This is a genomic window from Nonomuraea sp. NPDC050404, assembly GCF_040655495.1.
GTDB lineage: Bacteria > Actinomycetota > Actinomycetes > Streptosporangiales > Streptosporangiaceae > Nonomuraea.
The window spans coordinates 20387-41671 of sequence record NZ_JBFAKB010000040.1 but is presented as its reverse complement, the minus strand read 5'-3'; the positions used below and the strand labels follow the sequence as shown (position 1 = coordinate 41671).

Annotated in this window: 27 protein-coding genes; 20 read left to right on the top strand and 7 right to left on the bottom strand. The window is 71.2% G+C overall.

Features of this window, described 5'->3' with window-relative positions; genetic code table 11:
• Positions 1-3 precede the first annotated feature (3 nt).
• The 3 genes from AB0I81_RS57205 to AB0I81_RS57195 are packed head-to-tail and all read left to right on the top strand — an operon-like array spanning position 4 to position 2135.
• Positions 4-528, top strand: a complete 525-nt coding sequence (locus AB0I81_RS57205) for a sigma-70 family RNA polymerase sigma factor (RefSeq protein WP_360677601.1) — start codon at positions 4-6, stop codon at positions 526-528.
• A gap of 34 nt (positions 529-562) precedes the next feature.
• Positions 563-1258: a zf-HC2 domain-containing protein gene (locus AB0I81_RS57200; RefSeq protein WP_360677599.1), complete on the top strand. Its 696-nt coding sequence runs from the start codon at positions 563-565 to the stop codon at positions 1256-1258.
• A gap of 4 nt (positions 1259-1262) precedes the next feature.
• Positions 1263-2135, top strand: coding sequence for a PHP domain-containing protein (locus AB0I81_RS57195; protein ID WP_360677597.1), 873 nt, complete (start codon positions 1263-1265; stop codon positions 2133-2135).
• Here the strand turns inward: AB0I81_RS57195 and AB0I81_RS57190 are convergent.
• Positions 2116-2721 (bottom strand): alpha/beta hydrolase, encoded by a 606-nt coding sequence (locus AB0I81_RS57190; protein WP_360677596.1) that lies wholly within the window; start codon positions 2719-2721, stop codon positions 2116-2118. The two genes, AB0I81_RS57195 and AB0I81_RS57190, sit on opposite strands and share 20 nt — an antisense overlap.
• A gap of 93 nt (positions 2722-2814) precedes the next feature.
• On the opposite strand from AB0I81_RS57190, the gene AB0I81_RS57185 reads away from it, so the two are divergent.
• Together AB0I81_RS57185 and AB0I81_RS57180 are read left to right on the top strand one after the other, a co-directional pair.
• Positions 2815-4008 (top strand): FUSC family protein, encoded by a 1194-nt coding sequence (locus AB0I81_RS57185; protein ID WP_360677594.1) that lies wholly within the window; start codon positions 2815-2817, stop codon positions 4006-4008.
• A gap of 36 nt (positions 4009-4044) precedes the next feature.
• Entirely contained in the window at positions 4045-4554 is a 510-nt protein-coding gene (locus AB0I81_RS57180; protein WP_360677592.1) for an SET domain-containing protein, read from the top strand.
• Between the two features lie 8 nt (positions 4555-4562).
• Here the strand turns inward: AB0I81_RS57180 and AB0I81_RS57175 are convergent, their stop codons facing one another.
• Positions 4563-5555 carry an aldo/keto reductase gene (locus tag AB0I81_RS57175; RefSeq protein ID WP_360677590.1) on the bottom strand — a complete coding sequence of 331 codons (993 nt, stop codon included), beginning with the start codon at positions 5553-5555 and terminating at the stop codon, positions 4563-4565.
• Positions 5556-5660: 105 nt separating this feature from the next.
• On the opposite strand from AB0I81_RS57175, the gene AB0I81_RS57170 reads away from it, so the two are divergent.
• Together AB0I81_RS57170 and AB0I81_RS57165 are read left to right on the top strand one after the other, a co-directional pair.
• Positions 5661-6215 carry a helix-turn-helix domain-containing protein gene (locus AB0I81_RS57170; protein ID WP_360677588.1) on the top strand — a complete coding sequence of 185 codons (555 nt, stop codon included), beginning with the start codon at positions 5661-5663 and terminating at the stop codon, positions 6213-6215.
• A 21-nt stretch (positions 6216-6236) separates the two neighbouring features.
• Positions 6237-6902, top strand: coding sequence for a hypothetical protein (locus AB0I81_RS57165; RefSeq protein WP_360677586.1), 666 nt, complete (start codon positions 6237-6239; stop codon positions 6900-6902).
• 7 nt (positions 6903-6909) lie between these two features.
• Here the strand turns inward: AB0I81_RS57165 and AB0I81_RS57160 are convergent, their stop codons facing one another.
• The 3 genes from AB0I81_RS57160 to AB0I81_RS57150 form a co-directional block, all read right to left on the bottom strand.
• Positions 6910-7278: a hypothetical protein gene (locus tag AB0I81_RS57160; protein WP_360677584.1), complete on the bottom strand. Its 369-nt coding sequence runs from the start codon at positions 7276-7278 to the stop codon at positions 6910-6912.
• 103 nt (positions 7279-7381) lie between these two features.
• Positions 7382-10822, bottom strand: coding sequence for a tetratricopeptide repeat protein (locus AB0I81_RS57155; RefSeq protein ID WP_360677582.1), 3441 nt, complete (start codon positions 10820-10822; stop codon positions 7382-7384).
• A 135-nt stretch (positions 10823-10957) separates the two neighbouring features.
• Positions 10958-11656: a response regulator transcription factor gene (locus tag AB0I81_RS57150; RefSeq protein WP_360677580.1), complete on the bottom strand. Its 699-nt coding sequence runs from the start codon at positions 11654-11656 to the stop codon at positions 10958-10960.
• Positions 11657-11832: 176 nt separating this feature from the next.
• Between AB0I81_RS57150 and AB0I81_RS57145 the strand changes: the two genes are divergently transcribed.
• The 11 genes from AB0I81_RS57145 to AB0I81_RS57095 all read left to right on the top strand — a co-directional run bounded on the left by AB0I81_RS57145 (position 11833) and on the right by AB0I81_RS57095 (position 17746).
• Positions 11833-12084 (top strand): MoaD/ThiS family protein, encoded by a 252-nt coding sequence (locus AB0I81_RS57145; protein ID WP_360677578.1) that lies wholly within the window; start codon positions 11833-11835, stop codon positions 12082-12084.
• Between the two features lie 87 nt (positions 12085-12171).
• Positions 12172-12837 carry a DUF2993 domain-containing protein gene (locus AB0I81_RS57140; RefSeq protein WP_360677577.1) on the top strand — a complete coding sequence of 222 codons (666 nt, stop codon included), beginning with the start codon at positions 12172-12174 and terminating at the stop codon, positions 12835-12837.
• A 105-nt stretch (positions 12838-12942) separates the two neighbouring features.
• Complete coding sequence (locus tag AB0I81_RS57135; protein WP_360677575.1) at positions 12943-13455, top strand: sigma-70 family RNA polymerase sigma factor; 513 nt, start codon at positions 12943-12945, stop codon at positions 13453-13455.
• Positions 13455-14291: a zf-HC2 domain-containing protein gene (locus AB0I81_RS57130; protein ID WP_360677727.1), complete on the top strand. Its 837-nt coding sequence runs from the start codon at positions 13455-13457 to the stop codon at positions 14289-14291. Before AB0I81_RS57135 ends, AB0I81_RS57130 begins: the two co-directional genes overlap by 1 nt.
• A gap of 14 nt (positions 14292-14305) precedes the next feature.
• Positions 14306-14638 (top strand): thioredoxin family protein, encoded by a 333-nt coding sequence (locus tag AB0I81_RS57125; RefSeq protein ID WP_360677573.1) that lies wholly within the window; start codon positions 14306-14308, stop codon positions 14636-14638.
• 43 nt (positions 14639-14681) lie between these two features.
• Positions 14682-14795 carry a putative leader peptide gene (locus AB0I81_RS57120; protein ID WP_360677571.1) on the top strand — a complete coding sequence of 38 codons (114 nt, stop codon included), beginning with the start codon at positions 14682-14684 and terminating at the stop codon, positions 14793-14795.
• Positions 14796-14855: 60 nt separating this feature from the next.
• Positions 14856-15146 carry a hypothetical protein gene (locus AB0I81_RS57115; protein ID WP_360677569.1) on the top strand — a complete coding sequence of 97 codons (291 nt, stop codon included), beginning with the start codon at positions 14856-14858 and terminating at the stop codon, positions 15144-15146.
• Entirely contained in the window at positions 15143-15982 is an 840-nt protein-coding gene (locus AB0I81_RS57110; RefSeq protein ID WP_360677567.1) for a sulfurtransferase, read from the top strand. The genes AB0I81_RS57115 and AB0I81_RS57110 overlap by 4 nt, the downstream gene beginning before the upstream one ends.
• Positions 15982-16284 (top strand): DUF1416 domain-containing protein, encoded by a 303-nt coding sequence (locus AB0I81_RS57105; RefSeq protein ID WP_360677565.1) that lies wholly within the window; start codon positions 15982-15984, stop codon positions 16282-16284. Before AB0I81_RS57110 ends, AB0I81_RS57105 begins: the two co-directional genes overlap by 1 nt.
• Before the next feature lie 158 nt (positions 16285-16442).
• Entirely contained in the window at positions 16443-17003 is a 561-nt protein-coding gene (locus tag AB0I81_RS57100; protein WP_360677563.1) for an RNA polymerase sigma factor, read from the top strand.
• Complete coding sequence (locus tag AB0I81_RS57095; RefSeq protein WP_360677561.1) at positions 17000-17746, top strand: methylated-DNA--[protein]-cysteine S-methyltransferase; 747 nt, start codon at positions 17000-17002, stop codon at positions 17744-17746. Before AB0I81_RS57100 ends, AB0I81_RS57095 begins: the two co-directional genes overlap by 4 nt.
• A 9-nt stretch (positions 17747-17755) precedes the next feature.
• On the opposite strand, the gene AB0I81_RS57090 is transcribed toward AB0I81_RS57095, so the two are convergent.
• The gene (locus AB0I81_RS57090) at positions 17756-18307 is read right to left on the bottom strand and encodes an XRE family transcriptional regulator (protein ID WP_360677559.1); all 552 of its coding nucleotides are present in this window, start codon (positions 18305-18307) and stop codon (positions 17756-17758) included.
• A 237-nt stretch (positions 18308-18544) separates the two neighbouring features.
• On the opposite strand from AB0I81_RS57090, the gene AB0I81_RS57085 reads away from it, so the two are divergent.
• Complete coding sequence (locus AB0I81_RS57085) at positions 18545-19810, top strand: hypothetical protein (RefSeq protein WP_360677557.1); 1266 nt, start codon at positions 18545-18547, stop codon at positions 19808-19810.
• Here AB0I81_RS57085 and AB0I81_RS57080 read toward each other — a convergent pair.
• Positions 19800-20486 (bottom strand): hypothetical protein, encoded by a 687-nt coding sequence (locus tag AB0I81_RS57080; RefSeq protein WP_360677555.1) that lies wholly within the window; start codon positions 20484-20486, stop codon positions 19800-19802. The two genes, AB0I81_RS57085 and AB0I81_RS57080, sit on opposite strands and share 11 nt — an antisense overlap.
• 18 nt (positions 20487-20504) lie before the next feature.
• Between AB0I81_RS57080 and AB0I81_RS57075 the strand changes: the two genes are divergently transcribed.
• On the top strand, positions 20505-20912 hold the full coding sequence (locus AB0I81_RS57075; RefSeq protein WP_360677553.1) for a hypothetical protein: 408 nt from the start codon (positions 20505-20507) through the stop codon (positions 20910-20912).
• Positions 20913-21285 lie beyond the last annotated feature (373 nt).

Sequence of the window (21285 nt, the reverse complement as noted above, 5' to 3'; positions counted from 1 at the left end):
CTTGTGAATCACCGCGTAACGGACGAGGCCATGGTCCGGGCCCTCTACCGCGAATATGGCGCCCCCCTGATGGCCTTCGCCATCAGGCTGACGGGCGGCGACCGCCGCTGGGCCGAGGACGTCGTCCAGGAGACCTTCGTACGGGCCTGGCGCAACGTGCACGACCTGCGTACCGAGTCCGGTTCGCTGATGCCCTGGCTGGCCACCGTCGCGCGCCGCGTCGTCATCGACAACCGGCGCCGCTCGGGATCACGCCCACTCGACACCGTCGAGGACATCGCCGACCGCGCCCAGCCCGTGGCGGCCGAGGACGAGCGACTGCTACGGGAGATCGTCGTGACCGACGCGATGTTGTCGCTGTCCCCCGCGCACCGTCAGGTGCTCACCGAGACGTTCCTGCTGGACCGCACCGTCCAGCAGGCGGCGGAGACGATCGGCGTGCCCGTGGGCACGGTGAAGTCCCGCGTGTACTACGCCATGCGCGCGTTACGCGTCGCGCTGGACGAAAGGGGGGTGACGCTGCCGTGACCGAGGCGCGTCACGATGACAGGGGGGTGACGCCATGACAGAGGTACATCACGAGGACGTGGCCGCGTACGCGCTCGGCCTGCTCAGCGAGGAGGAGCAGGCCGCTTTCGAGCGCCATCTGGACGGTTGCGGGCTGTGCGCGGGGGAGGTCGGGTCGTTCGCCGCGATGGGCGAGCTGATCAAGGGTGTCCATCCCGACGACCTGCTGCCCCAGCCCGCCGACCCGCAGGTCGAATCCCTCCTGGTACGCCGCGCCGCCGCCGAGCGCCGGCGCCGGCGATTCCATCGTTCCTTCATGACCGCCGCCGCCTGCCTGGTGGTCGCGGCCGGCGTCTTCCTCGGCGTCAGCTCGCTGACCGGCGAACCCAACCCCGACAGCATCCACAGCCCGGCCCGCGACCTGCTCATGACCGGCCGCACCTACGCCATCACCGATCCCGCCACCGGCGTGGCCGGGGTCGTCGGCCTGGAGGACAAGGGCTGGGGCACCCACGTCGCGCTGGAGCTCAAGGGGGTCAAGGGTCCGCTGCAGTGCCGGCTCACGGCGTTCGGCGACGACGGCAGGTCCGAGGTCGTGGCCAGCTGGGGAGTGCCGGAGAAGGGGTACGGCGTGCCCGGTTCCCCCGACCCCCTCGTCCTGCACGGCGGCACCAGCCTGCCCCAGACCGAGCTGAACCACTTCACCATCCAGACCACCGACGGCAGGATCCTGGCCACCGTGGCAGTCTGACGCCATGCTCACAGACCGGCACCCGCGCATAGATCTGCACAGTCACAGCAGCGCGTCAGACGGCACGCAGCCCCCGGCCGACGTCGTGCGGCGCGCCCGCGACCGGGGCCTCGACGTGCTCGCCCTGACCGACCACGACACGGTGGCGGGACACGCCGCGGCGATCGAGGCGCTGCCGGCCGGGCTGACGCTCGTGCCGGGCATGGAGCTGTCGTGCAGGCGCGGCGGCCAGAGCATCCACCTGCTCGCCTACCTCTTCGACCCGCTCGAACCCGACCTGCTCGCCGAATGCGCACGCATCAGGCAGGCCCGCGTGGAGCGCGCCAAGGCGACCGTCGAGCGGCTGACCGAGCTGGGCGTGCCGCTCACCTGGGAGCAGGTCGCGGACCTGGCCGCCGGCGGACCGGTCGGCCGCCCGCACATCGCCCGCGCCATGGTCGCCGCGGGCGCCGTCGCCGAGCCCGCGCTGGCGTTCACCCCGGAGTGGATCGGCACGGGCGGGCGCGCGTACGTCTCCCGCTACGCCCTCGACCCCGAACGCGCGGTACGCCTGGTGCGCGCGGCGGGCGGGGCGGCGGTGCTGGCCCACCCGAAGGCGCACAAGCGCGGCAAGGTCGTGCCCGACGAGTGGATCGCCGAACTGGCCGGGGCCGGGCTCTTCGGCGTGGAGGCCGACCACCTCGACCACGACGCCGACGCCCGCCGTCATCTCCGCGCCCTGGCGAAGGAGCTCGGCCTGGCCGTGACGGGATCGAGCGACGACCACGGCGAGCTGACCGGCCACCGCCTGGGCTGCGAGACGACGGCCGCCGAGGTCTACGAACGCCTGACGGCCACGGCCACCGGCGCGCGCCCGATCACCGCGCGACCCCGGTAGCGGCAGGGCCGAAATGGGTCGTGAACCAGTCTCTGGCATGCCCGGCCACGGCCTCCAGCGCTCCGGGCTCCTCGAACAGGTGGGTGGCCCCGGGCACGACCGTGATCCGGCTGTCCGCGCGCAGGTGCCCCCGCGCCTCCTCGTTCAGCTCCGCCACCACCGGGTCCCGGCCGCCCACGATGAGCAGGGTCGGCGCGCGTACCGCGGCCAGCCGGGGGCCGGCCAGGTCGGGCCGCCCGCCGCGCGAGACGATCGCGGTGATCGTGTTGTCCGGCTCGGCCGCCGCCCACAACGCCGCCGCCGCGCCGGTGCTGGCGCCGAAGTAGCCGATCGGCAGGCCCGCCGACTCGCGAGCCTGCGCGGTACGCTCCAGCAGCCGCTCGGCCAGCAGCGGGATGTCGAAGACGTTCGCCCTGTCGGCCTCCTCCCCGGGAGTGAGCAGGTCGAACAGCAGCGTGCCCAGCCCGGCCTCGTTGAGCGCGCCGGCCACGTAGCGGTTGCGCGGGCTGTGCCGGCCGCTGCCGCTGCCGTGCGCGAACACCACCAGCCCCCGGGCGGCGTCAGGAACGATCAGATCGCCGGACATATGCCAGATCTACCCCGCAGCGGACGGCTCTATCAGACCCGCAAATGGGCAGGTCAATGGAGATAAGGGGGCATTTCGCGGGGGGCAGGGGCTATGGAGACCGAAAGCGGGCGATGGCGGGCGCTGGCCGGTTCCCCGCTCGAACGCGTCGTCTCAGGGGGGATGGCGGGGCTCGCGCGAGTACGCAGCCTGGGGTTCGGGCGCTGGTTGCGCATGGAGCGGGAGTCGCTGGCCCAGACGGTCAAGGTGACGGGGGCGTGCGCGGTGGGGTGGTGGCTGGCCGCGTACGTGCTCAAGGTGGACCTGCCGGTCCTCGTGCCCATCGGCGTGCTGCTGACGGTCTCCGCGACCGCGTACAGCACGCTGGTCAGGGGCGGCCAGCAGATCCTGGCGGTGGTCGTGGGCGTGGCGGCGGCCACGGCGCTGATCTGGCTGATCGGCGCGAACGCGGTCACGCTGGCCGTGCTGGTGGTGGCGGGCCTGGTCCTGACGCGCCTGCTGAACCTGCCCGCCCAGAACGTGCAGATCCCGATCACGGCGCTGCTGGTTTTCGCGCTCGGCAGCACGTACGGCTTCGCCCGCCTCTCGGACGTGCTCCTGGGCGCCGCCATCGGCATCGCGGCGAACCTGCTGGTCATGCCGCCGCGCTTCGTGGACAAGGCGGGCCGGGAGTTGTGCGGGCTCTGCTCCGAGCTGGCCGACCTGGCCGAGGACATGGCGGCAGGGCTGCGCGGGGAGTGGGACCGGGACCAGGCCGGGGAATGGCTGGACCGGGCGCGGGCACTGGCGCAGCGGCTGGAGGACACGGAGGAGGCCGCCGAGCAGGCGGCGGAGTCGGTGCGCCTGTCGCCGCGCCGCCGCAGCTACGACCGCCGCCTGCGCCAGGTGGCCGAGGCCGCCACCTGCCTCGACCATGCCTGCCAGCAGCTCAGAGGCATCGCCAGAGGTCTGGTGGATCTCATCGCCGGCGTACGCGGGCTGCCCGGCGAGCGCGGCGCCGACCTGCCGGAATCCCTGGCCGCCGAACTGGCGGCGCTGTCCCGCGTCTTCCGCGACTTCGGCATGTTGCAACTCGGCCACGGCCGCAGGGAGGACATGGAGGATCTGTGCGCCGCGCTGGACGACGGGGAACACCAGCAGCGCCGGCTGGCACGGGACTTCCGCCAGACCCTGCACACGGAGCTGCGGTCGTTGCAGGGTTCGCTGCTCGACTCGTGCGCGCGCATCCGCCACGAGTTCGACCCCGACACCGGCCCGCACCGCGCCGCCTTCCCGAGACAAGACTGAACGCGCCTGCAGCCTTCGTGAGGCAGGGTGAAACCTGTGCTGGAAGATCCTCAGCCAGACTGCTGGCTGCACCCGTCGCTCAAGGTAGGCCCCTCACCCATCGCCGGCGAGGGCCTGTTCGCCACCGCCGCCATCCCCGCCGGCACCGTCGTCTCCCGGCTGGGCGGGCGCCTGGTGACCCTGGACCACCTGCGGGACCTGTTCGCCGACCCCGACGTCCCCTACGTGGACACCATCACGGTGACCGCCGACCTCCACCTCGTCCTGCCGCCGGGCAACCGGATCGGCAAGAGCAACCACAGCTGCGACCCGAACCTGTGGTGGACCGGCCCGTACACCCTGGCCACCCGCCGCGACCTGCGGCCGGGCGAGGAGGCCACCAACGACTACGGCACCAGCACCACCGTCGCCGACTACACCCTGGACTGCCTGTGCGGCACGGCGCTCTGCCGGGGCCGGGTCACGGGCGAGGACTGGCGACGCCCGGAGCTCCAGGACCGCTACGGCGACCACTGGATCCCGGCACTACGCACCCTCATGGCCTGATCACGACGTCAGCCCAGGCCGGGCGGCGGTGGGGGCATACGATCGCCCGCCACCCGCGCCGCGATGGGTTCGAGCGCGTCCAGCTCCTCCCGGCTCAGCTCGACCTCCAGCGAGCCCGCGTTCTCCAGCAGCCGCGCCTGACTGCGCGTCCCGGGGATCGGTACGACCGGGACGCCGTGCACCCGCTGCCTGTGCAGCAACCAGGCCAGCGCGACCTGGGCCATCGTCGCCCCGTGCGCCTCGGCGACCTGCCTGACGGGGGCGAGCAGGGCGGCGTTGTGCGGCGCGTTCGCGGCGTCGAACCTCGGCAGCCCGCGCCGCAGGTCGTCCTCGGCCAGCCCGTCCGTCGAGACGTGCCGGCCGGTCAGGAAACCGCGGCTGAGGGGCGCGTACGCCACGTAACCGATGCCCAGCTCCGCGCAGACCGGCACGACCGACCCCTCGTCCTCCCGGCTGAACAGCGACCACTCGTTCTGCACGGCGGCGATCGTGTGCACGCGGTGACCGGCCCGGAGTTGCTCGGCGGTGACGTTCGACAGGCCGAGGTGGCCCACCTTTCCGGCCGCCACCAGCTCGGCCATGGCGCCGACGGACTCCTCGATGGGCGTGCGGTGGTCGGGGTGGTGCAGGTAGTACAGGTCGATGCGGTCCACGCCCAGGCGGCGCAGGCTCGCCTCGCAGGCGTTGCGCACATGCTCGGGATCCGTCCGTACGGCGATCAGCTCCCCGGTCCCCGGCGCCCGGACGGCGGCGAACTTCGTGGCGAGCACGGTCTCCTCCCGCCGCCCCCCGGCCAGGAACTCGCCGATCAGGTGTTCGTTGGCGAAGTCGACGCCGTAGTAGTCGGAGGTGTCGAGGAAGGTCATGCCGAGTTCGGCGGCCCGCCTGAGCGCGGCGAGCGATTCGTTCCTGTCCGTCGGGCCGAAGAACTCGCTCAGTCCCATGCATCCCAGGCCGAGCGCGGAGACCTCCAGGCCCCCGCCGAGTTTGACCATGCGCATAGCGTGTCCTAAGTCAGGAGAGATAGAATCGGGATGGCCGTCCCGGTTAGTCGAAAATATACGGGACGCCCATCCCGTTTGTCTACGGACTGGAGCGTGCCCCGGATGAGCAGGCCATTGCGTGCCGACGCCCAGCGCAACAGGGCGCGCGTCCTGGAGGTGGCGGCCGAGACGTTCGCCGCCGAAGGGCTGTCGGTGCCCGTGCACGAGATCGCCCGCCGCGCCGGCGTCGGCACCGGAACCGTCAGCCGCCACTTCCCCACCAAGGAGTCGTTGTTCCAGGCGATCCTGCTCGACCGGATGGAGCAGCTCGTACGGCAGGCCGCCGACCTGGCGGACCGCGAGGGCCCCGCGGAGGCGTTCTTCGCCTTCTTCGCCGCCCTGGTCGAGGAGGGCGCCGCCAACAAGGGCCTGGTGGACGCGCTGGCGGGGGCCGGGTTCGACTTCCGTGCGGTGGCCGAGCAGAGCAGGTACGACGTCATGGGAGCGTGGCGCGGCCTCCTGGAGGCGGCGCAACGGGCGGGCACGATCCGCGGCGACGCCGACCTGGCAGACGTGAAGGCGCTGCTGACGGCCTGCATGGACCGGGAACGGCACGGCCCCGACCGGGTGGCCAGGGCCCGCATGCTCACTATCGTCCGCGACGGCCTGCGCCCCTGATGATCATGGCATACTGCTCGAATGTCCGATTTCGCCGAGTTCAGAGCAAAGGGCCGGGCGGCTCTGCTGTCCGGCCGGGCCACCCATGACACCGTCATGGTGGAAGGCGCCGGCCGCTGGGGCACGACGGCCCTGCTGCGCCCCCAGGGCGAGATCGTGGACCGCATGACCGAGTTGGTGAGCACCCTCGACGCCCCCGGCCACTGGGTGCACCGCGGCCCGACCCTGCACATCACGCTCAGGACGCTGGAGGCGTACCGGAGCGACATCCCGCCCGACGACCCGCTGCGCCGCGCCTGCGCCGAGGCCCTGGCGCGGGCCGCCGACGGGCTGCCCCCGGCCAGGGCGCGCCTGACCGGGGTGAGCCCGCACGGCGGCGGGATCGTGCTGGGCGTGCGGCCGGACGACGACACCCTGGCCACGCTGCGCAAACGCTTCGCCCACGCGCTGGGGACGCGCGGCGTGCGCGACTACGAGCGCGGGCGCGTCCGCGACCGCTGGTACGTCAGCCTGGTGCACTTCGCGCGCCCGCTCACGAACCCCGGGGAGATCGTCGAGTGGTGCGACGCCCATGCCGACACCGACTTCGGCCCGGCCACGTTGCCCACGGCCGAGATCGTCCGGTACGCGCACACCGGCACGGGCATCCACGTGGACTCGCTGGAGCAGGTCCGCCTGACCGGCTGACGGCCCCTCAGCGCAGCACCAGCGCGGTGACGAACTGCAGCAGGTGCCAGGCCACGTAGGCGCCCAGCGAGCAGAACGCCCACTCCTTGCCCCTGCTGATCCGCGAGATCCAGCGCAGTTCCTCCACCGGCTCCCGCCGCGCCCGCAGGCTCCTGGTGACGAAGTACGCCGCCATCAGCCAGGCCGCCCCCGACGCCGCCAGGAGCCCGAGTGAGAGCGCCAGCAGCACCGGCGGGGCGACCGGCGCCTCATCGGGCTGGAGCTGGCGGATCCAGGCGGCCATGACGCCGGCGAGCAGGCCGACGGTGATCCGCCTGTCCTTGCGTGCCTGGCGCTTGAGCCACTGAAGGTCTCGACGTAGATGGTTCTTGAGCATCCGGATCACCTCCGCTGGGATTGGCTGGTGAGACCAGCTAACGAAAGTTTCCGGCGAAGATCTGCGACCTCAGATCCGGGAATTCACGACTTTTATCGGCGTTTCACGGAAATTCCCGGAGTTCCTCCGCCACCAGCCTGGCCTCGAAAACGTCCCCCACCTCTTCGAGGGTCCGCATGGCCTCCTTGAGATAGGCCCGCGCCGCTCCCTGACGCCCGAGCCTGGCCGAGATCTGCCCCAGGGCCCGCAGCGCGCACCCGAGGTCCCGCCGCGTCCCGCACTCCAGGTGCACGTCCCTGGCCTGGCGGGCGTACACCAGCGCCTCCTCGGCCCGGTCCAGGTCCAGCAGCACCATGGCCAGCGTGGTGAGCGCCGCCGCCCAGCGGTCCCGGGTGCCGGTCTCGTCCTGCAGTTCGACGGTCTCCCTGGCCGGTCCCAGCGCGTCGGCCGACCGGCCCGCGGTGTGCAGCGCCTGGGCCATCGACAGCAGCGCGCTGGCCCGGTTGTCGCGTAGTTCCTCCCTGATCGCCAGCGACGCCTTGGCCGCCCGCAGCGCCGGCTGGTGCTGCCCGAGCGACAGGTAGGTGTAGGCCAGCGTCTCCTGTACGTCCGCCTCCGCCCGCCGGCTTCCGCTGCCCTGCACGATGTCCAGGGCTTCGAGCGCGTACACGAAGGCCACCTGCGGTTGTCCCTGGCGGCGGCGCACCCTGGCCAGCCGGTTGAGCATGCGGGCCTCGACGGGCTCGTCGCGGATGACCCGGCTGATGGTCAGGGCCTGGCTCAGGTAGTCGTCGGCGCGCAGGTAGTCCGACAACCGCCAGTGCACCAGCCCGATGTCGCCGAGGGTCTCGGCCTTGCCCTGCTCGTGGTGGAGCTCGACCTGTACGGCCAGCGCCTGCTCGTAGTGGGCCAGCGCCTCGTCGTAGCGGGAGCCGTTGCGGGCGATCCGGCCCAGCGCGCACAGGGCACGGCCGCAGCCGTACTGGTCGCCGGTCGCGGTGTAGCCGGCCAGCGCCCGTTCGGCGTCCCGCTGCGCCTCGTGCTGCAGCCGCAGCAGGTCGTAGCTCTCGGCCAGGCACAACAACGTCTCGGCCTCGGCGTGCTCGTCGCCCAGCTCGTGGCAGATCGACAGCGCCTCCAGGCCCTCCGACAGCGCGGCGTTCGGCTCGCCCAGGTTGCGTTGCACGGTGGCCAGGATGATCAGGCTCTGCGCGGTGCCGCGCCGGTCGCCGAGCGTGCCGCGCACGTCCAGGGCCTGACCGGCGTACTGCAGGGCCAGCTCGTACCGCTCCTGGGACAGGTGCAGCCGCGAGATCGTGTGCAGGCAGCTCGCCACCCCGGCCAGGTCGCCGGTCTCCTTGTGGACGTCGAGCGCCTCGCTCGCGTACAGCAGCGCGTCCTCGCTGTTGCCGGCGATGCCGTGCACCTCGGCCAGGTCGTTCAGCGCCCGCGCCCGCCCCACGCGGTCGCCCAGCTCGGCGTGGTCGGCCAGCGCCTCGCCGATGAACCTGGCCGCCAGCGTCGATGGGCCGATGTCGCGGTGGATGGAGCCCAGGTTGCCGCGCATCAGCGCGATGGCCCGCCGGTTGCCCACCTGCATCGCCGAGGTCAGCCCGCCCTGCTGCACCTCCAGGTTGTTCTCGTAGTAGCGCAGCCGCCTGAACGGCTCGAACACCGCCTCCGCCAGCCGCCAGGCCATCCCGTGCGCGCCGGTCTCGCCCGCCATCCGCGCCGCCGAGACCAGCGAGCGCCGCTCGGCCTCGAACCATTCGCGCGGTGTTTCCGGCTCGGTCGCCACCGTCAGATAGTGGTCGAGCAGGCGCGCCCTGGCCTCCCGCACGCCCCCCTCCGCGTGCCTGCCCAGCTCCCTGGCCAGCCGCTTGACCAGGTCGTGCACCCGGTAACGCGGTCCGGGCAGCGGCTCGACCAGGTAGGCCCGGTGCAGCCCCTCCACCGCGACCACCGCCTCGCGGACCGGCACGCCGAGCGCGGCGGCCAGCACCTCGGGCGTGAAGTCCCGCCCCGGCAGCAGCCCGACGTGCCGGAACGCGCGCCGCTGCGCCGGGTTCAGTGACTCGTACGCCAGATCCAGCGCCGAGCTGAACGCCTCCTCCGGATCCCCCACCAGCAGCCGGTCGGGCCCGCGCAACTCCTGCACCCGCCGCTGCACGCTGAGCCCGGGGTCCTCGGCCAGCTTGGCCGCCGAGATGCGCAGCGCGAACGGATGGTAGGAGCACACCCGAGCCAGCTCGGCCAGCGCGTCCCGGTCGGCCGTCCGCGCGGAGCCCGCGCCGAGCACCGCCACCAGCAGCGCCACCGCGTTGCCCGGGTCGAGCACCGGCAGGTCCATCAGGTCGGCGTGCCCGGTGGCGCGCAGCGGCGCCATCCGCGTCCTGCTGGTGATCAGCACCACGCAGTCCTTGCTGCCGGGCAGCAACGTGCGCACCAGCGCGGGGTCGGCGGCGTTGTCGAGGAAGAGCAGCAGCCGGCGTCCGGCGATCCTGCTGCGGTAGAGCAGCGTCAGCTCGCCCTCGTCGGCGGCCGGCATGTGCTCGCCGACGCCGAGCGAGCGCAGGATCTGCCCGAGCGCCTCGGCGGAGGTCATCGGCGGCTGTCCCGGCGACTGGCCGCGCAGGTCGATCACGATCTGGCCGTCGGGGAAGCGGTCGGCGTGCTGGTGCGCCCAGTGCGTCACCAGCGCGGTCTTGCCCACGCCCGGCAGCCCCTGCACGACCATGGTGTTCGTCCGGCGGGGCCGTTCGAGCCAGGCGGTGAGCAGGTCCAGGCTGTGCTGGCGGCCGGTGAAGTCGGGCACGTCGGCGGGGAGCTGGCGCGGCCTGGGCAACTCGCCCACGGGCAGGGGCCCGGCGGGGTCGGCGGACCTGGTCAGGAACGGGGTCACCCGTCCCTGCCACGGCGCCGAAAGGTGTTCCCAGTTCTCGGCGGCGGCGCGCAGCCCGGACGGGTCGGTCACGCGCAGCCGCCGGTACCCGGTGCGTGCCAGCCAGCCGCGCTGCGTCCACTGCGTGAGCCGGCGCTGCACCACGTCGGGGGAGCTGCCCACCAGGTCGGCCAGCGTCTCCATGGTCAGCGGCGGCGCAGAATCCGAGGCGAGCCCGTAACGCTCGTCCAGGTGCAGCAGCCACACGGCCAGCCGGGCGGCGACGGGGGCGCGGGCCAGGGCCTCGTGCCTGCGGGCGGCCACGTTCCGCGCGAACAACTCCTGGACCAGCGCGGTCGCCACGGCCGTGCCGGTCGCGGCGTGCTCGCGCAGCCGCCGCAGGTCGATGGGCCAGGCGCGCACCTCGGTCAGCGCGTCCACCCTGACCCGGTCGGCGGGGCTCCAGAAGGCCAGCTCGCCCACCAGGTCGCCGGCTCCCCGCAGGTCGTGCAGCGCCTCGCGCTCGCCGGCGGGCGTGTACTCACGGGCGAAGCCCTGGTCGATCAGGTAGACGCTGTGGGCGGGCCGCAGCGGCGAGCACATCGTCTCGTTACGGTGGTAGACGCGCGGACGAGCGCCATCGTCCACCAGAGACCTGAACACAGCCACCTGACACCACCCATCTAGGACGGCGGTGTCCTCGACATGACAGACCCGAACCGGTCTGTACGACGACCTGTCACATCAGTGGACGCCAGCGGGGAGCCCGCTGTCAATCGTGCTCACATGTCGAAAAGTTCAGGCGTTGGCGGTCGCGGTGTCGGTGCGGTCGGGAACGAAGCGGTAGCCGACGTTGCGCACGGTGCCGATCAGCGACTCGTACTCGGTGCCCAGCTTGGCGCGCAGCCGCCGTACGTGCACGTCCACCGTCCTGGTGCCGCCGAAGTAGTCGTAGCCCCAGACCTCCTGCAGCAACTGGGCGCGGGTGAAGACCCTGCCGGGGTGCTGGGCGAGGTATTTGAGCAGCTCGAACTCCTTGAAGGTGAGGTCGAGCACCCGGCCGCGCAGCCGCGCGGTGTAGGTGGCCTCGTCGATCGACAGGTCACCGCTGCGGATCTCGTCGGGCACCTCCTCGGTGCCGGCCTGCGAGATGCGGCCCGTGGACATGCGCAGCCGAGCCTCCACCTCGGCCGGTCCCGCGCTGTCGAGCAGCACGTCGTCCACCCCCCACTCGGCGGTCATCGCGGCCAGTCCGCCCTCGGTCACGACCACCAGCAGCGGGCAGTCGATGCCGGTGGTGCGGATCAACCGGCACAGGCTCTTGGCCTGCACAAGCTCCTTGCGCGCATCGACCAGCACCGCGTCGGCGGGTGGTGCGTCGATGAGCGCGGACGCCTCAGCCGGGGCGACACGGACGGAGTGGAGCAGCAACCCCAACGCCGGCAGCACCTCGGCGGACGGCTCGAGGGCGTTGGTCAACAGCAGCAGGTTGCTCATTACGGCCTCCTCAAACACGCAAGGACCCGGGGGCGACGTCGCCCAGGTCCTGTGAGGGAGGATATCCCACGGGTAAGTCGCGTCCATTACGCGTCCACCAGGTGAACAGCGCGTCTCTTGGAACAACCCCGTTAAGGGCGGCGCACAATAGATCAAAACGGAATGTGAGGCAACGCATGGCCACGGGAAAGGTACGTTATTGGGCGGCGGCCAAGGAAGCGGCCGGTGTCGCCGAGGAAACGTTTGAGGCGGCCACTCTTGACGAACTCATGACCAAAGTCACACAAAATCGGGCAGAACTGGCGCGAGTCGTACGGCGTTGCTCGTTCCTCGTGGACGGTTCCCCCGTCGGCAAGCGTGACCACGGCGACGTGCTCCTCGGCGACGGCGCGACCGTGGAGGTGCTCCCTCCGTTCGCGGGCGGCTGACCGGGCACGTGAGCGGACGCTTTGTAGGGGAATGAGTCATGCCAAGTCGATAGAGTCTCTTGACTTCCGCTTGAGACAGGGAGCCCCATGCGCAAGCTGCTCATGTTCCTGATCGTGCTGGTCATTCTCCTGATCGCGGTCGATCGGGTCGCCGTGGCCGGCGTCGAACGGGATCTGGCGACCCGGATCGCGGCGACGTCCGACCTCTCGGGCACGCCGACCGTGACCATTGAGGGCATCCCATTTCTCACCCAGGCCATCTCGGGGCGGTATCCAGAGGTACGGTTCAATCTCGGCACGTTCACCTACGGGGACGTGCCGGTCAGGAACCTGCGGGGCGCCGCCTACGACGTGACGGCCCCCCTGGCCGACATCATCCAGAACAGAGCCAACATCCATGCCGGTCGCGTCGTCATCAGCGGCACCCTCACCAGGGCCACGATCGACAAGTACGCCCCAGACGGCGTCAAGATCGGCGCCAACGGGGAGCGGCTCACCGCGTCCGGCGAGGTCAAGCTGGGGGTGAACAGGGTGAAGTTCGACGCCGAGATGCGCATCGAGATCGCCGACGGGGGCATCAGGCTCCGGGCGGAGAAGATCAAGGGCGTGCCCGACCAGGTCGCCGGGCTGGTCTCCTACACCATCCCGTTCGAGGGGAAACTGCCCTTCGACGTGAAGATGACCAAGGTCAGGAGCGTGCCCGCGGGCATGGAGTTCACGGCCGAGGCGTCTGACGTGCCGCTTCGCGGATGATTACCCGTGGACGACGTTGAACCGCCACGCCCCGTCATACGTGATGAGGAGCGTGAGAGAGCGAGCCAACCGGCGAAGCGGCGCGGCGATCACAGGGGAGGCTCTGTGAGCGCTGCGGGCACCGCCGACGAGGAACTGGTGAAGACCCTCTTCGACGAGCACGCCGGGCCGCTCTACGGCTACGTTCTGCGATTGACCGGTGACTCGGGGAAGGCTGAGGACGTCGTGCAGGAGACGCTGCTGAGAGCCTGGCGGCATCCTGACGCGCTGTCCGGCAAGCCCATCCGCGCGTGGTTGTTCACCGTGGCCCGTAACCTCGTCGTGGACCAGCACCGCGCCAGGAAGGCCAGGCCGCCGGAGATCGGCGACGAGGCGCTGGCGGTCCTGCCGGCCGACGACGAGCTGGAGCGGGCGGTCGAGTCGTGGGCCGTGGCCGAGGCGCTGGCCGCGCTGCGGCCGGAGCACCGCGAGGTACTGCAGGAGGTCTACTACCGGGGGCGATCGGTGAAGGAGGCGTCGGCGACGCTGGGCATACCGCCGGGCACGGTCAAGTCCCGTACGTACTACGCGTTGCGCGCGCTCAAGCTCGCGCTCGAGGAGCGGGGGCTGGCGCCGTGATGACCTGCGAGGAGGTGCGGATCGCGCTGGGCGCGCACGCCCTGGGCGCGCTCGAACCGGAAGAGGCGCTGGAGGTCGACCACCACCTGGCGACCTGCGAGGCGTGCGGCGCGGAACTGCTCGAACTGGAGGGCGTGAGCTCGTTCCTGGGCAAGGTGTCGGAACGCGACGTCCAGCTGGTGGCCAGCCCGCCGCGCCAGGTGCTCGACCGGCTGCTGAACGACCGCGCGAAGCGGACCAGGCGCGGCCGCGTGCTGATGGCCGTGGCCTCCTCGGCGGCGGTCCTCGTGGTGGGCGGCACGGTGTGGACGGCGATCCAGACCTCCGGTTCCGAGAGCGGGTCGTCCGCCCAGGCTCCGGCGGCGGCGTCGTCACAGCAGGCGGACGCGCCCGCGCAGGATTACGACAGCTACGACTCCGCCGAACAGGCCCAGCCGCTGCGTACCGTCCCGGACGCCAGGAAGGCCGAGCCGTCGCAGTCGCCCACCCCGGCCAGCCCCAGGCAGCTCAAGACGGCCAACGGCCGCGAGTTCGACGGGGAGAACGAGGCCACCGACTTCTACGCCAAGGTGCTGGTCTGGCCCTCTGACTCGGGCACGGAGCTTGGCGTGCAGGTCAGGAGGATTCCGGTGGGCGAGACGTGCAACCTCGTGGTCGTCGGCGTGGACGGGCGGCGCGAGACCGCCGACACCTGGGTCATCAGCCGCGAGGACTACCGCGACAAGTCGCTGTTCCGCAGTCAGACGACGATGACCCTGCGGGAGATCGACAGGTTCGAGATCCTCGACCGGGCCGGGAAGACGCTCGTCGAGGTGGACGTTAAGAAGGGCAACTGACCGAGGGAGAAGAGATGACGGACATCGAGCGGCTGTCCGTCACCGATCTCGGCGCCGCCTTGGGGGAACGGGCCACGCTGGTGCAGTTCTCGACCGCGTTCTGCCAGCCGTGCCGGGCCACCCGCCGCGTCCTGGCCGACGTGAGCGCGCTCGTGCCGGGGGTCGTGCACATCGAGATAGACGCCGAGTCACGGCTCGATCTCATGCGCCGCCTGGAGATCACCGGCACGCCGACCGTGTTCGTGCTCGACCCGGCGGGCGCCGTGGTCAAGAGGGCCGCCGGCCTGCCACGGAAGGCCGAGGTCCTGGCGGCGCTGGCGGCGGCCGTACCGGCGGTCCGACTGTGAGCCGTCTCACAAGTCGTCTCAGTAGCCGGACGAGATGTGACAGATGCCGAGACGCCGATGTAGTGTCGTCGGCATGAACCCATCGACAGAGCTGCTCACAAAGCGGCGCGCGGTTGACTTCTGCCGCGTCGCGACAGCGCTCTGTCCCGCTGCCTGAGGACGATCTCGCGCGGACTTCAGATCCGCCCCAAATCGACCCCTTCAGGAGCATCCAGCGATGCGTGCCGACCTCAGAGTGCCGCGTTTCCGCGCGGCCACCACCACCCTGGCCCCAGTCTCCGTCCCGGTGACGGGGGACTTCCGGCTGCTCGCAGTCCGGGCTGTGGTCCGCGCGCTCGTGGCCGTCCGGCGCTCGACGTACGCGATGCTCTTCGAGGCGTTCGTCCCGGGTGATCGCAAGGAGCCCTCCGCCCTCCTCCAAGCAGCCTTCGGATTCTGCCATGGCTGCGCAACGTACCTGCTCATTCGCCGACTACAGCCCGCCGCCAACATGGAGGTATCCCAATGAGCCGCTCCGCCGCCCTGGTGGACGCCAACTGGGTCGAGGCCAACCTCGACACGCCCGGAGTCGTCCTCGTAGAGGTCGACGAGGATGTCAGCGCCTACGACAAGGGCCACATCCGTGGCGCCGTGAAGGTCGACTGGCGCCAGGACCTGCAGGACCCGGTGCGCCGCGACTTTGTGGACAAGACCGGTTTCGAGGCCCTGCTGTCCGACCGGGGCATTTCCAACGATGACACTGTCGTGCTCTACGGCGGCAACAACAACTGGTTCGCGGCCTACGCGTACTGGTACTTCAAGCTTTACGGCCACTCCAACGTGAAGCTGCTCGACGGTGGGCGCAAGAAGTGGGAGCTCGACTCGCGCGAGCTGGTGCGCGACGTGCCGCAGCGTGACAAGACCAGCTATGTCGCCCAGGAGCAGGACACCGCGATCCGCGCCTTCCGCGACGACGTGGTCAGCGCGATCGGCAAGCTCAACCTGGTCGACGTGCGCTCGCCCGACGAGTTCACCGGCAAGCTGCTGGCCCCGGCCCACCTCCCGCAGGAGCAGGCCCAGCGCGGCGGCCACGTGCCCACCGCCCGCAACATCCCGTGGTCCAAGGCGGCCAACGACGATGGCACGTTCAAGTCCGACGACGACCTGCGCACCCTCTACCAGGACGCCGGCGTCAACTTCGGCAAGGACACCATCGCCTACTGCCGCATCGGCGAGCGCTCCGCGCACACCTGGTTCGTGCTGCACGAGCTGCTTGAGCAGTCGAACGTGAAGAACTACGACGGTTCGTGGACCGAGTACGGCTCGCTCGTGGGCGTGCCGATCGAGCTGGGGGAGGCCCGCTGATGACCACCGCACAGGGTTGCGGAGCGCCGGAGCAGACCATCGCGCTGCCCGCCGGAATCGATCTGACCAACCAGGCCGTGATCCAGGGCGTCGTGACCGGCGCCGGCACGGCGTACGCGCGGCTGCTCGACAACTCCGGTGAGTTCACCGGTGAGGTCGTGGTGTCCGACGACGGCGTCTTCCGCTTCTTCGCCGCTCCCGGCGACTGGACCGTCCGCATCATCGCGGGCGGCGGCGTCACCAGGGACATCCAGGTGGAGGCCAAGCTGGGCGAGGTCGCCCAGCTCGCCGTGGCCGTCTGAGCCGCCACCGTCTGAGCATCGCACGAGCGTGGCCCGTATCCCTCCGGGGTACGGGCCTTTCGCGTTGGCCCGCTAACGCCGGCCCTTCGTGTTGGCCTGCGACGCGGGCTCTCCGCGTTGGCCTGCAACGCATTGCGACCTGGCGGTGTTTCCCCTACGTGAGCGAATTCGACTGTCCCGACCCGCTGCGCAAAGCGCTGCTCGACGACCTCGACCAGGGGTTCGCCGAGCTCTACGGCGCCTACCGCGGCCTGGTCTTCTCGGCCGCGCTGCGGCTGAGCGGGCGATGGGCCGACGCCGAGGACCTCACCGCGGAGGCGTTCCTGCGGGCTTACCGCGCGCTGGCCGGCTACGACCCCGGCCGCATCGCCGAACTCCGGCCCCGCGCCTGGCTGATGACGATCCTCATGAACATCTGGCGTAACTGCGCCCGCACCAAGTCCCGCAAGCCACCCCCCGACCTGCGCGAGGAGCCGATCGAGGAGATCGACCCCGGTCAGGACGTGGAGGGGACAGCGGTACGCCACGAGACCGGCCAGGAGCTGGCTGAGATGCTGGGCCTGCTGCCGGAGGAGCAGCGGGCGGCGGTCGTGCTGCGGCACGTCGTCGATCTGCCGGTCAGCGAGATCGCCACCGTGATGAAGATCCCCCAGGGCACGGTCAAGTCACACGTGTCGCGGGGGCTGAAGCGGCTACGCGCACTGGGAGGTGCCCGATGACACAGGATCCACTGCTCACCGGACTCGCGGCACTCGCCGCCGAGCCGCCGGAAGGGCTGCTGGACAGGATCGCGGCCCGATGGGTACGCGTGCCGGGGCCCATCGGCGAGCTCGCGGTCGCCTACACCGATCAGGGCGTGGCCTACGTGCACGCGGGCGAGGGCTTCACCGAGGCGTACAGGGAACGCTTCGGCCGCCCGCTCATGCCCGCCGCGCGCCCGCCCGCCGGCCTGCTGCCGGCCCTGCGCACCGGCCGCCTGGGCGCGCTGCGACTGGACCTGCGCGGGATGAGCGACTTCCAGCGCGAGGTGCTGGAGGTGGTGCGGACCATCCCGCGCGGCGAGGTGCGGCCCTACGCCTACATCGCGAGCCGGATCGGCCGGCCCACGGCCGTGCGCGCGGTGGGGACGGCGCTCGGCCGCAACCCGGTGCCGCTGCTCATCCCGTGCCACCGGGTCACCAGGTCGGACGGGGTGGTGGGCGAGTACGTGTTCGGCGCGGCCGCCAAGGAGCGGCTGCTGCTGGCCGAGGGCGTCGATCTGGACCGGGTCAGGACGCTGGCGGGGGAGCGGGTGTTCTACCTGGCCAGCGACACCACCGGCGTGGTCTGCTTCCCGACCTGCCACAACGCCCGGCGCATCACGCCCGCGCACCGGCACGGCTTCCGCAGCGTCGCCCAGGCCAGGGACGCCGGTTACCGCCCGTGCCGCACCTGCCGCCCGGCCTCCCAGGCCGGCGCGTGACGGAGGAGGTCAGTGGGGCTTGGTCGGGTAGCGCATGAGGAGGGTCGCGCGTACGACGTCGGGGCCGTGGGCGCGGTAGCCGTGCGGCACGTCCGAGATCCACGAGATGTGGTCGCCGGGCCCCGCGGTGAGCGGCTCCTTGATGGGACCGGCGCTGAGGGTGCCCGTGAAGACGGTGACGTGCTCGCTGACGCCCTCGTGGTGGGCCGGTGAGGTCTGGGTGAGGCCGGGCGGGACCCGTACGCGGTAGAGCTCGTAGGTGACCCGGTCGTCCTCGAACACTTCGAGCAGTTCGGCCTCGATCGCCGTGCCGCGCATGATCTGTGCCTCGGGCGGCGCGTCGAGTATGGCCCCGATCGGCACCCCGAGCTGGGCGGTGATCGCCCAGAGCGTCTCCAGCGTCGGGTTGCGGGTGCCGGTCTCCACGCCCGAGAGGGTGGCCTTGCCGATGCCGGCGCGCTTGGCGAGCTCGCTGAGCGAGACGCCGCGCGCCTGTCGCAACCGCCGCAGCCGATCTCCTACCACGCGAGGATCGGTGTCGACTGCGGGCTGCGGGTCCATGAATTCATGTTGCCGCATGTACCGCCTTTCGGCATGGCCAGGTCAGAAATATGTCGCCGATAATTCACGGCGGCCCGGCAGCCAAGATCGCCGCCTGTTCATGATCGCTCTGCGGAGAGTAGCGCTTTTGCGGTGTTGCGGCTGCGGCACAAGGGACAGACCGATACGATTCCACAGATGTCCGGATCGACTGGAGTGATGGTACCCCCGCGACCTGGGCCTACGCCGGCTCAGCGGATGCCGTCGCCGTACTCGTTGCCCCTGCACGCGCTGCGCCTGGCGGGGAAGTGCGCCCTGCCCCTGATCCTGTGGTTCTCGGTGGGCGAGCTGGCGCGCTGGGTGGTGCTCTACATCGCCACCGAGATCTCGCACGGCTCGTGGTGGCAGGCCCGGCTGGTCGTCACGCTGATGCTGGTCACCGTGGTGATCCTCATCTCCATGACCGTCGTCACCGGCATGTTCCTGTCGCTGCGCGAAGCCCTGTGGGAGACACAGGCCCGCAGACAGGGCCCGGACGGGCAGGACAAGGAGAAGTTCTGGGTCTCGCTCAACCGGGTGGCGCCCGCGTTCGCGGTCATCTACCTGGCCTGGGAGCTGTACCTCAAGGACGCCGGCGACTTCTACTCGATGGACAGGTTCCACAACCTGGACGACGACTTCTACACGACCATTCTCAACAACATCGCCAAGGGCACCAACGACGAGGTCACCTACGGGATGGGCCTGGTCGGCCTGGACTGGAAGGTCTCCCTGGGCGCGATGGCGGTGGTCTTCGGGCTCCGGATGCTCTTCTCCCGCATGGTCGAGAAGGGTTCGGGGAAGTTCGCGGGCGTCGCCTCCGCGTTCGCCGAGTTCGCCTTCGTCTTCTGCGGACTGAACGCCCTGTTCACCTTCACCGCGCTGCGCGGCGACTGGGCCTCGCACCGGGCCGTCGTCAGCGGCGCCACGGAGGCATGGTCGCACGCCAAGGAGACCGTGCCCGGGTGGGAGGCGTTCTGGAACTGGGTCGGGGACGCCTGGCCGCACGTCGTGGACGGGCTGGCCGTGCCGCTCACCTGGCTGGCGATCGCGGTGCTGGTCTTCGGCGCCTCCGTGGACGACACCCGCAGGGCCCTGCGCGGCACCCGGCTGGAGCAGGGGATGGACCGGCTGGAAGGCAGCCACGACGTCACCCAGCGCGCCGTTGACCGGGCGATCGGCGGCTTCATGGAGCGCTGGGTGCCCGTGGTCAACGCCTTCCGCATCACCTTCCGTGGCGGCATGGCGCTTTTCGGCCTGATGTGCCTGCTGTACGTGGGCATCCACGTGGGCGTCGAATACCTGGACAGGTCCGTACGCTGGCTGATCGGCTCCGAGATCGAGTACATGTGGCTGTTCGCGAGCAAGCCGGTCGTGTTCATCGGGGACCTGCTGACGACCTGCCTGTCCTACTGCGTGCTGGCCGCCGCGTTCGACATCGCGGCGACCAGGGCACGGCTGCGCGGCGAGGACATCACCGCCTGAACACCAGGACGTCCTTCCGCTTGCCCTTCTCGACCTCCGCCGGATCCGTCGGGACGATGAGGAGCTCGTCTACCGGCGTGTCGGAGCGGTAGGTGGTGTTCGGCCGCAGGCGCAGCTCGACCTTGTCGGCCACCGCCTTGGGCACCACCGTCGCCGCCTCGATGGTGTAGGGCTTGTTCACCTCGGCGTCGTCGGTCGCGACGTCGTGGTTGGTGATCTCCACCTTCCAGGAGCGGTCCTCGCCGTCCCGCATCTCCAGCTCGGGTATGCCGGTGAGCTTGATGCCCGTCTCGTCCACACCCTTCCTGACGATGGTGACCTTCAGCCACGCCTTGTCCGGCGTACTGGTCTCCGGAGCCTGCATGGGCGCGACGCCGGCCTTCCACGACACGTGCTCGAACGTCAGCTCCTTGCCCGCGGCCACGACGTGCTCGATGTCCGACGGCTGGCCGCTGCGGTAGAAGAGGATCGCGTCCACGGTCGGGGCGCCGATGCCGATGAGGAGCGCGGCGGCGACGCTCACACCGAGCAGGACCGTACGCGGCCTGCGGGGCGGCGGCGTGGCGGCCCGCTCCTCGTCCGTGCCGCCGGCCGGCGGGGACGGAGGCGCGTCGTGCGGCCCTTCGCCCTCTCCCCGGCCGCCGGGCGCGCCGCCCATGCCCGCGGAGGCACCCATGCCGAACGCGCTCAGGTCATGCCCACCCGTCCCGTGACCCATCACGGCACGCTCAGCTCCCTGCGCACCAGGGCCCGCCTGCGCACCAGGGCCCGCCTGCGCACCAGGGCCCGCCTGAGCGCCAGGGCCCGCCTGCGCGCCGGGGCTCGCCTGAGCGCCGGGTACGGCCGGGAGCGGCTGCGTGGCGCCGTTGCCCGGCTCGGGCAGCGCGGCGGGCGGCCAGACCTGCTGATCCAGGTGTGCGCCCGCGGCACGCCGAGGGATGAAGGGATCGCTCTGAGGCTGCTGTCGCCGCTGCCCCCGCCTGCGCCGCCCCCGCCCGCCGCCTTGCTCCGGCTGCTCATGAGAAGGCTGCTGGCCGGCCGGCGGCTGCCGGTCGAACTGCTGCTGCTGCTGCTGCTCGAACGAGGGTTGCTGCTCGAATGACGGCTGCTGGCCGAAGGGCGGCTGCTGGTCGTACGAGGGCTGCTGATCGAAGGGCGGCTGCTGGTCGTACGAGGGCTGCTGGCCGAAGGACGGTTGCTGGTGAGGCCGTGTGGGCTGCCCGTGTTGCGGCCGGTAGTGGGGCTGTGTCGGCTGCACGTGCTCGGGCATCTCGCCGTACTGCGGCTGCCGCAACGGCTGGGTGGGCGCGGCCGGTTGCGGCGCCCGATGCGGCTCGGTGGACTGGCCGTGCTGGGGCCGGTAATGGGCTTGTGTCGGCCCCTGGCCGGGGAAGGGCTCCTGGCCAGAGAAGGGCTCCTGGCCGGAGGGCGGCTGCTCGCGTGCCGGGATGGCCGGATGCGGCACGGTGTCGTCC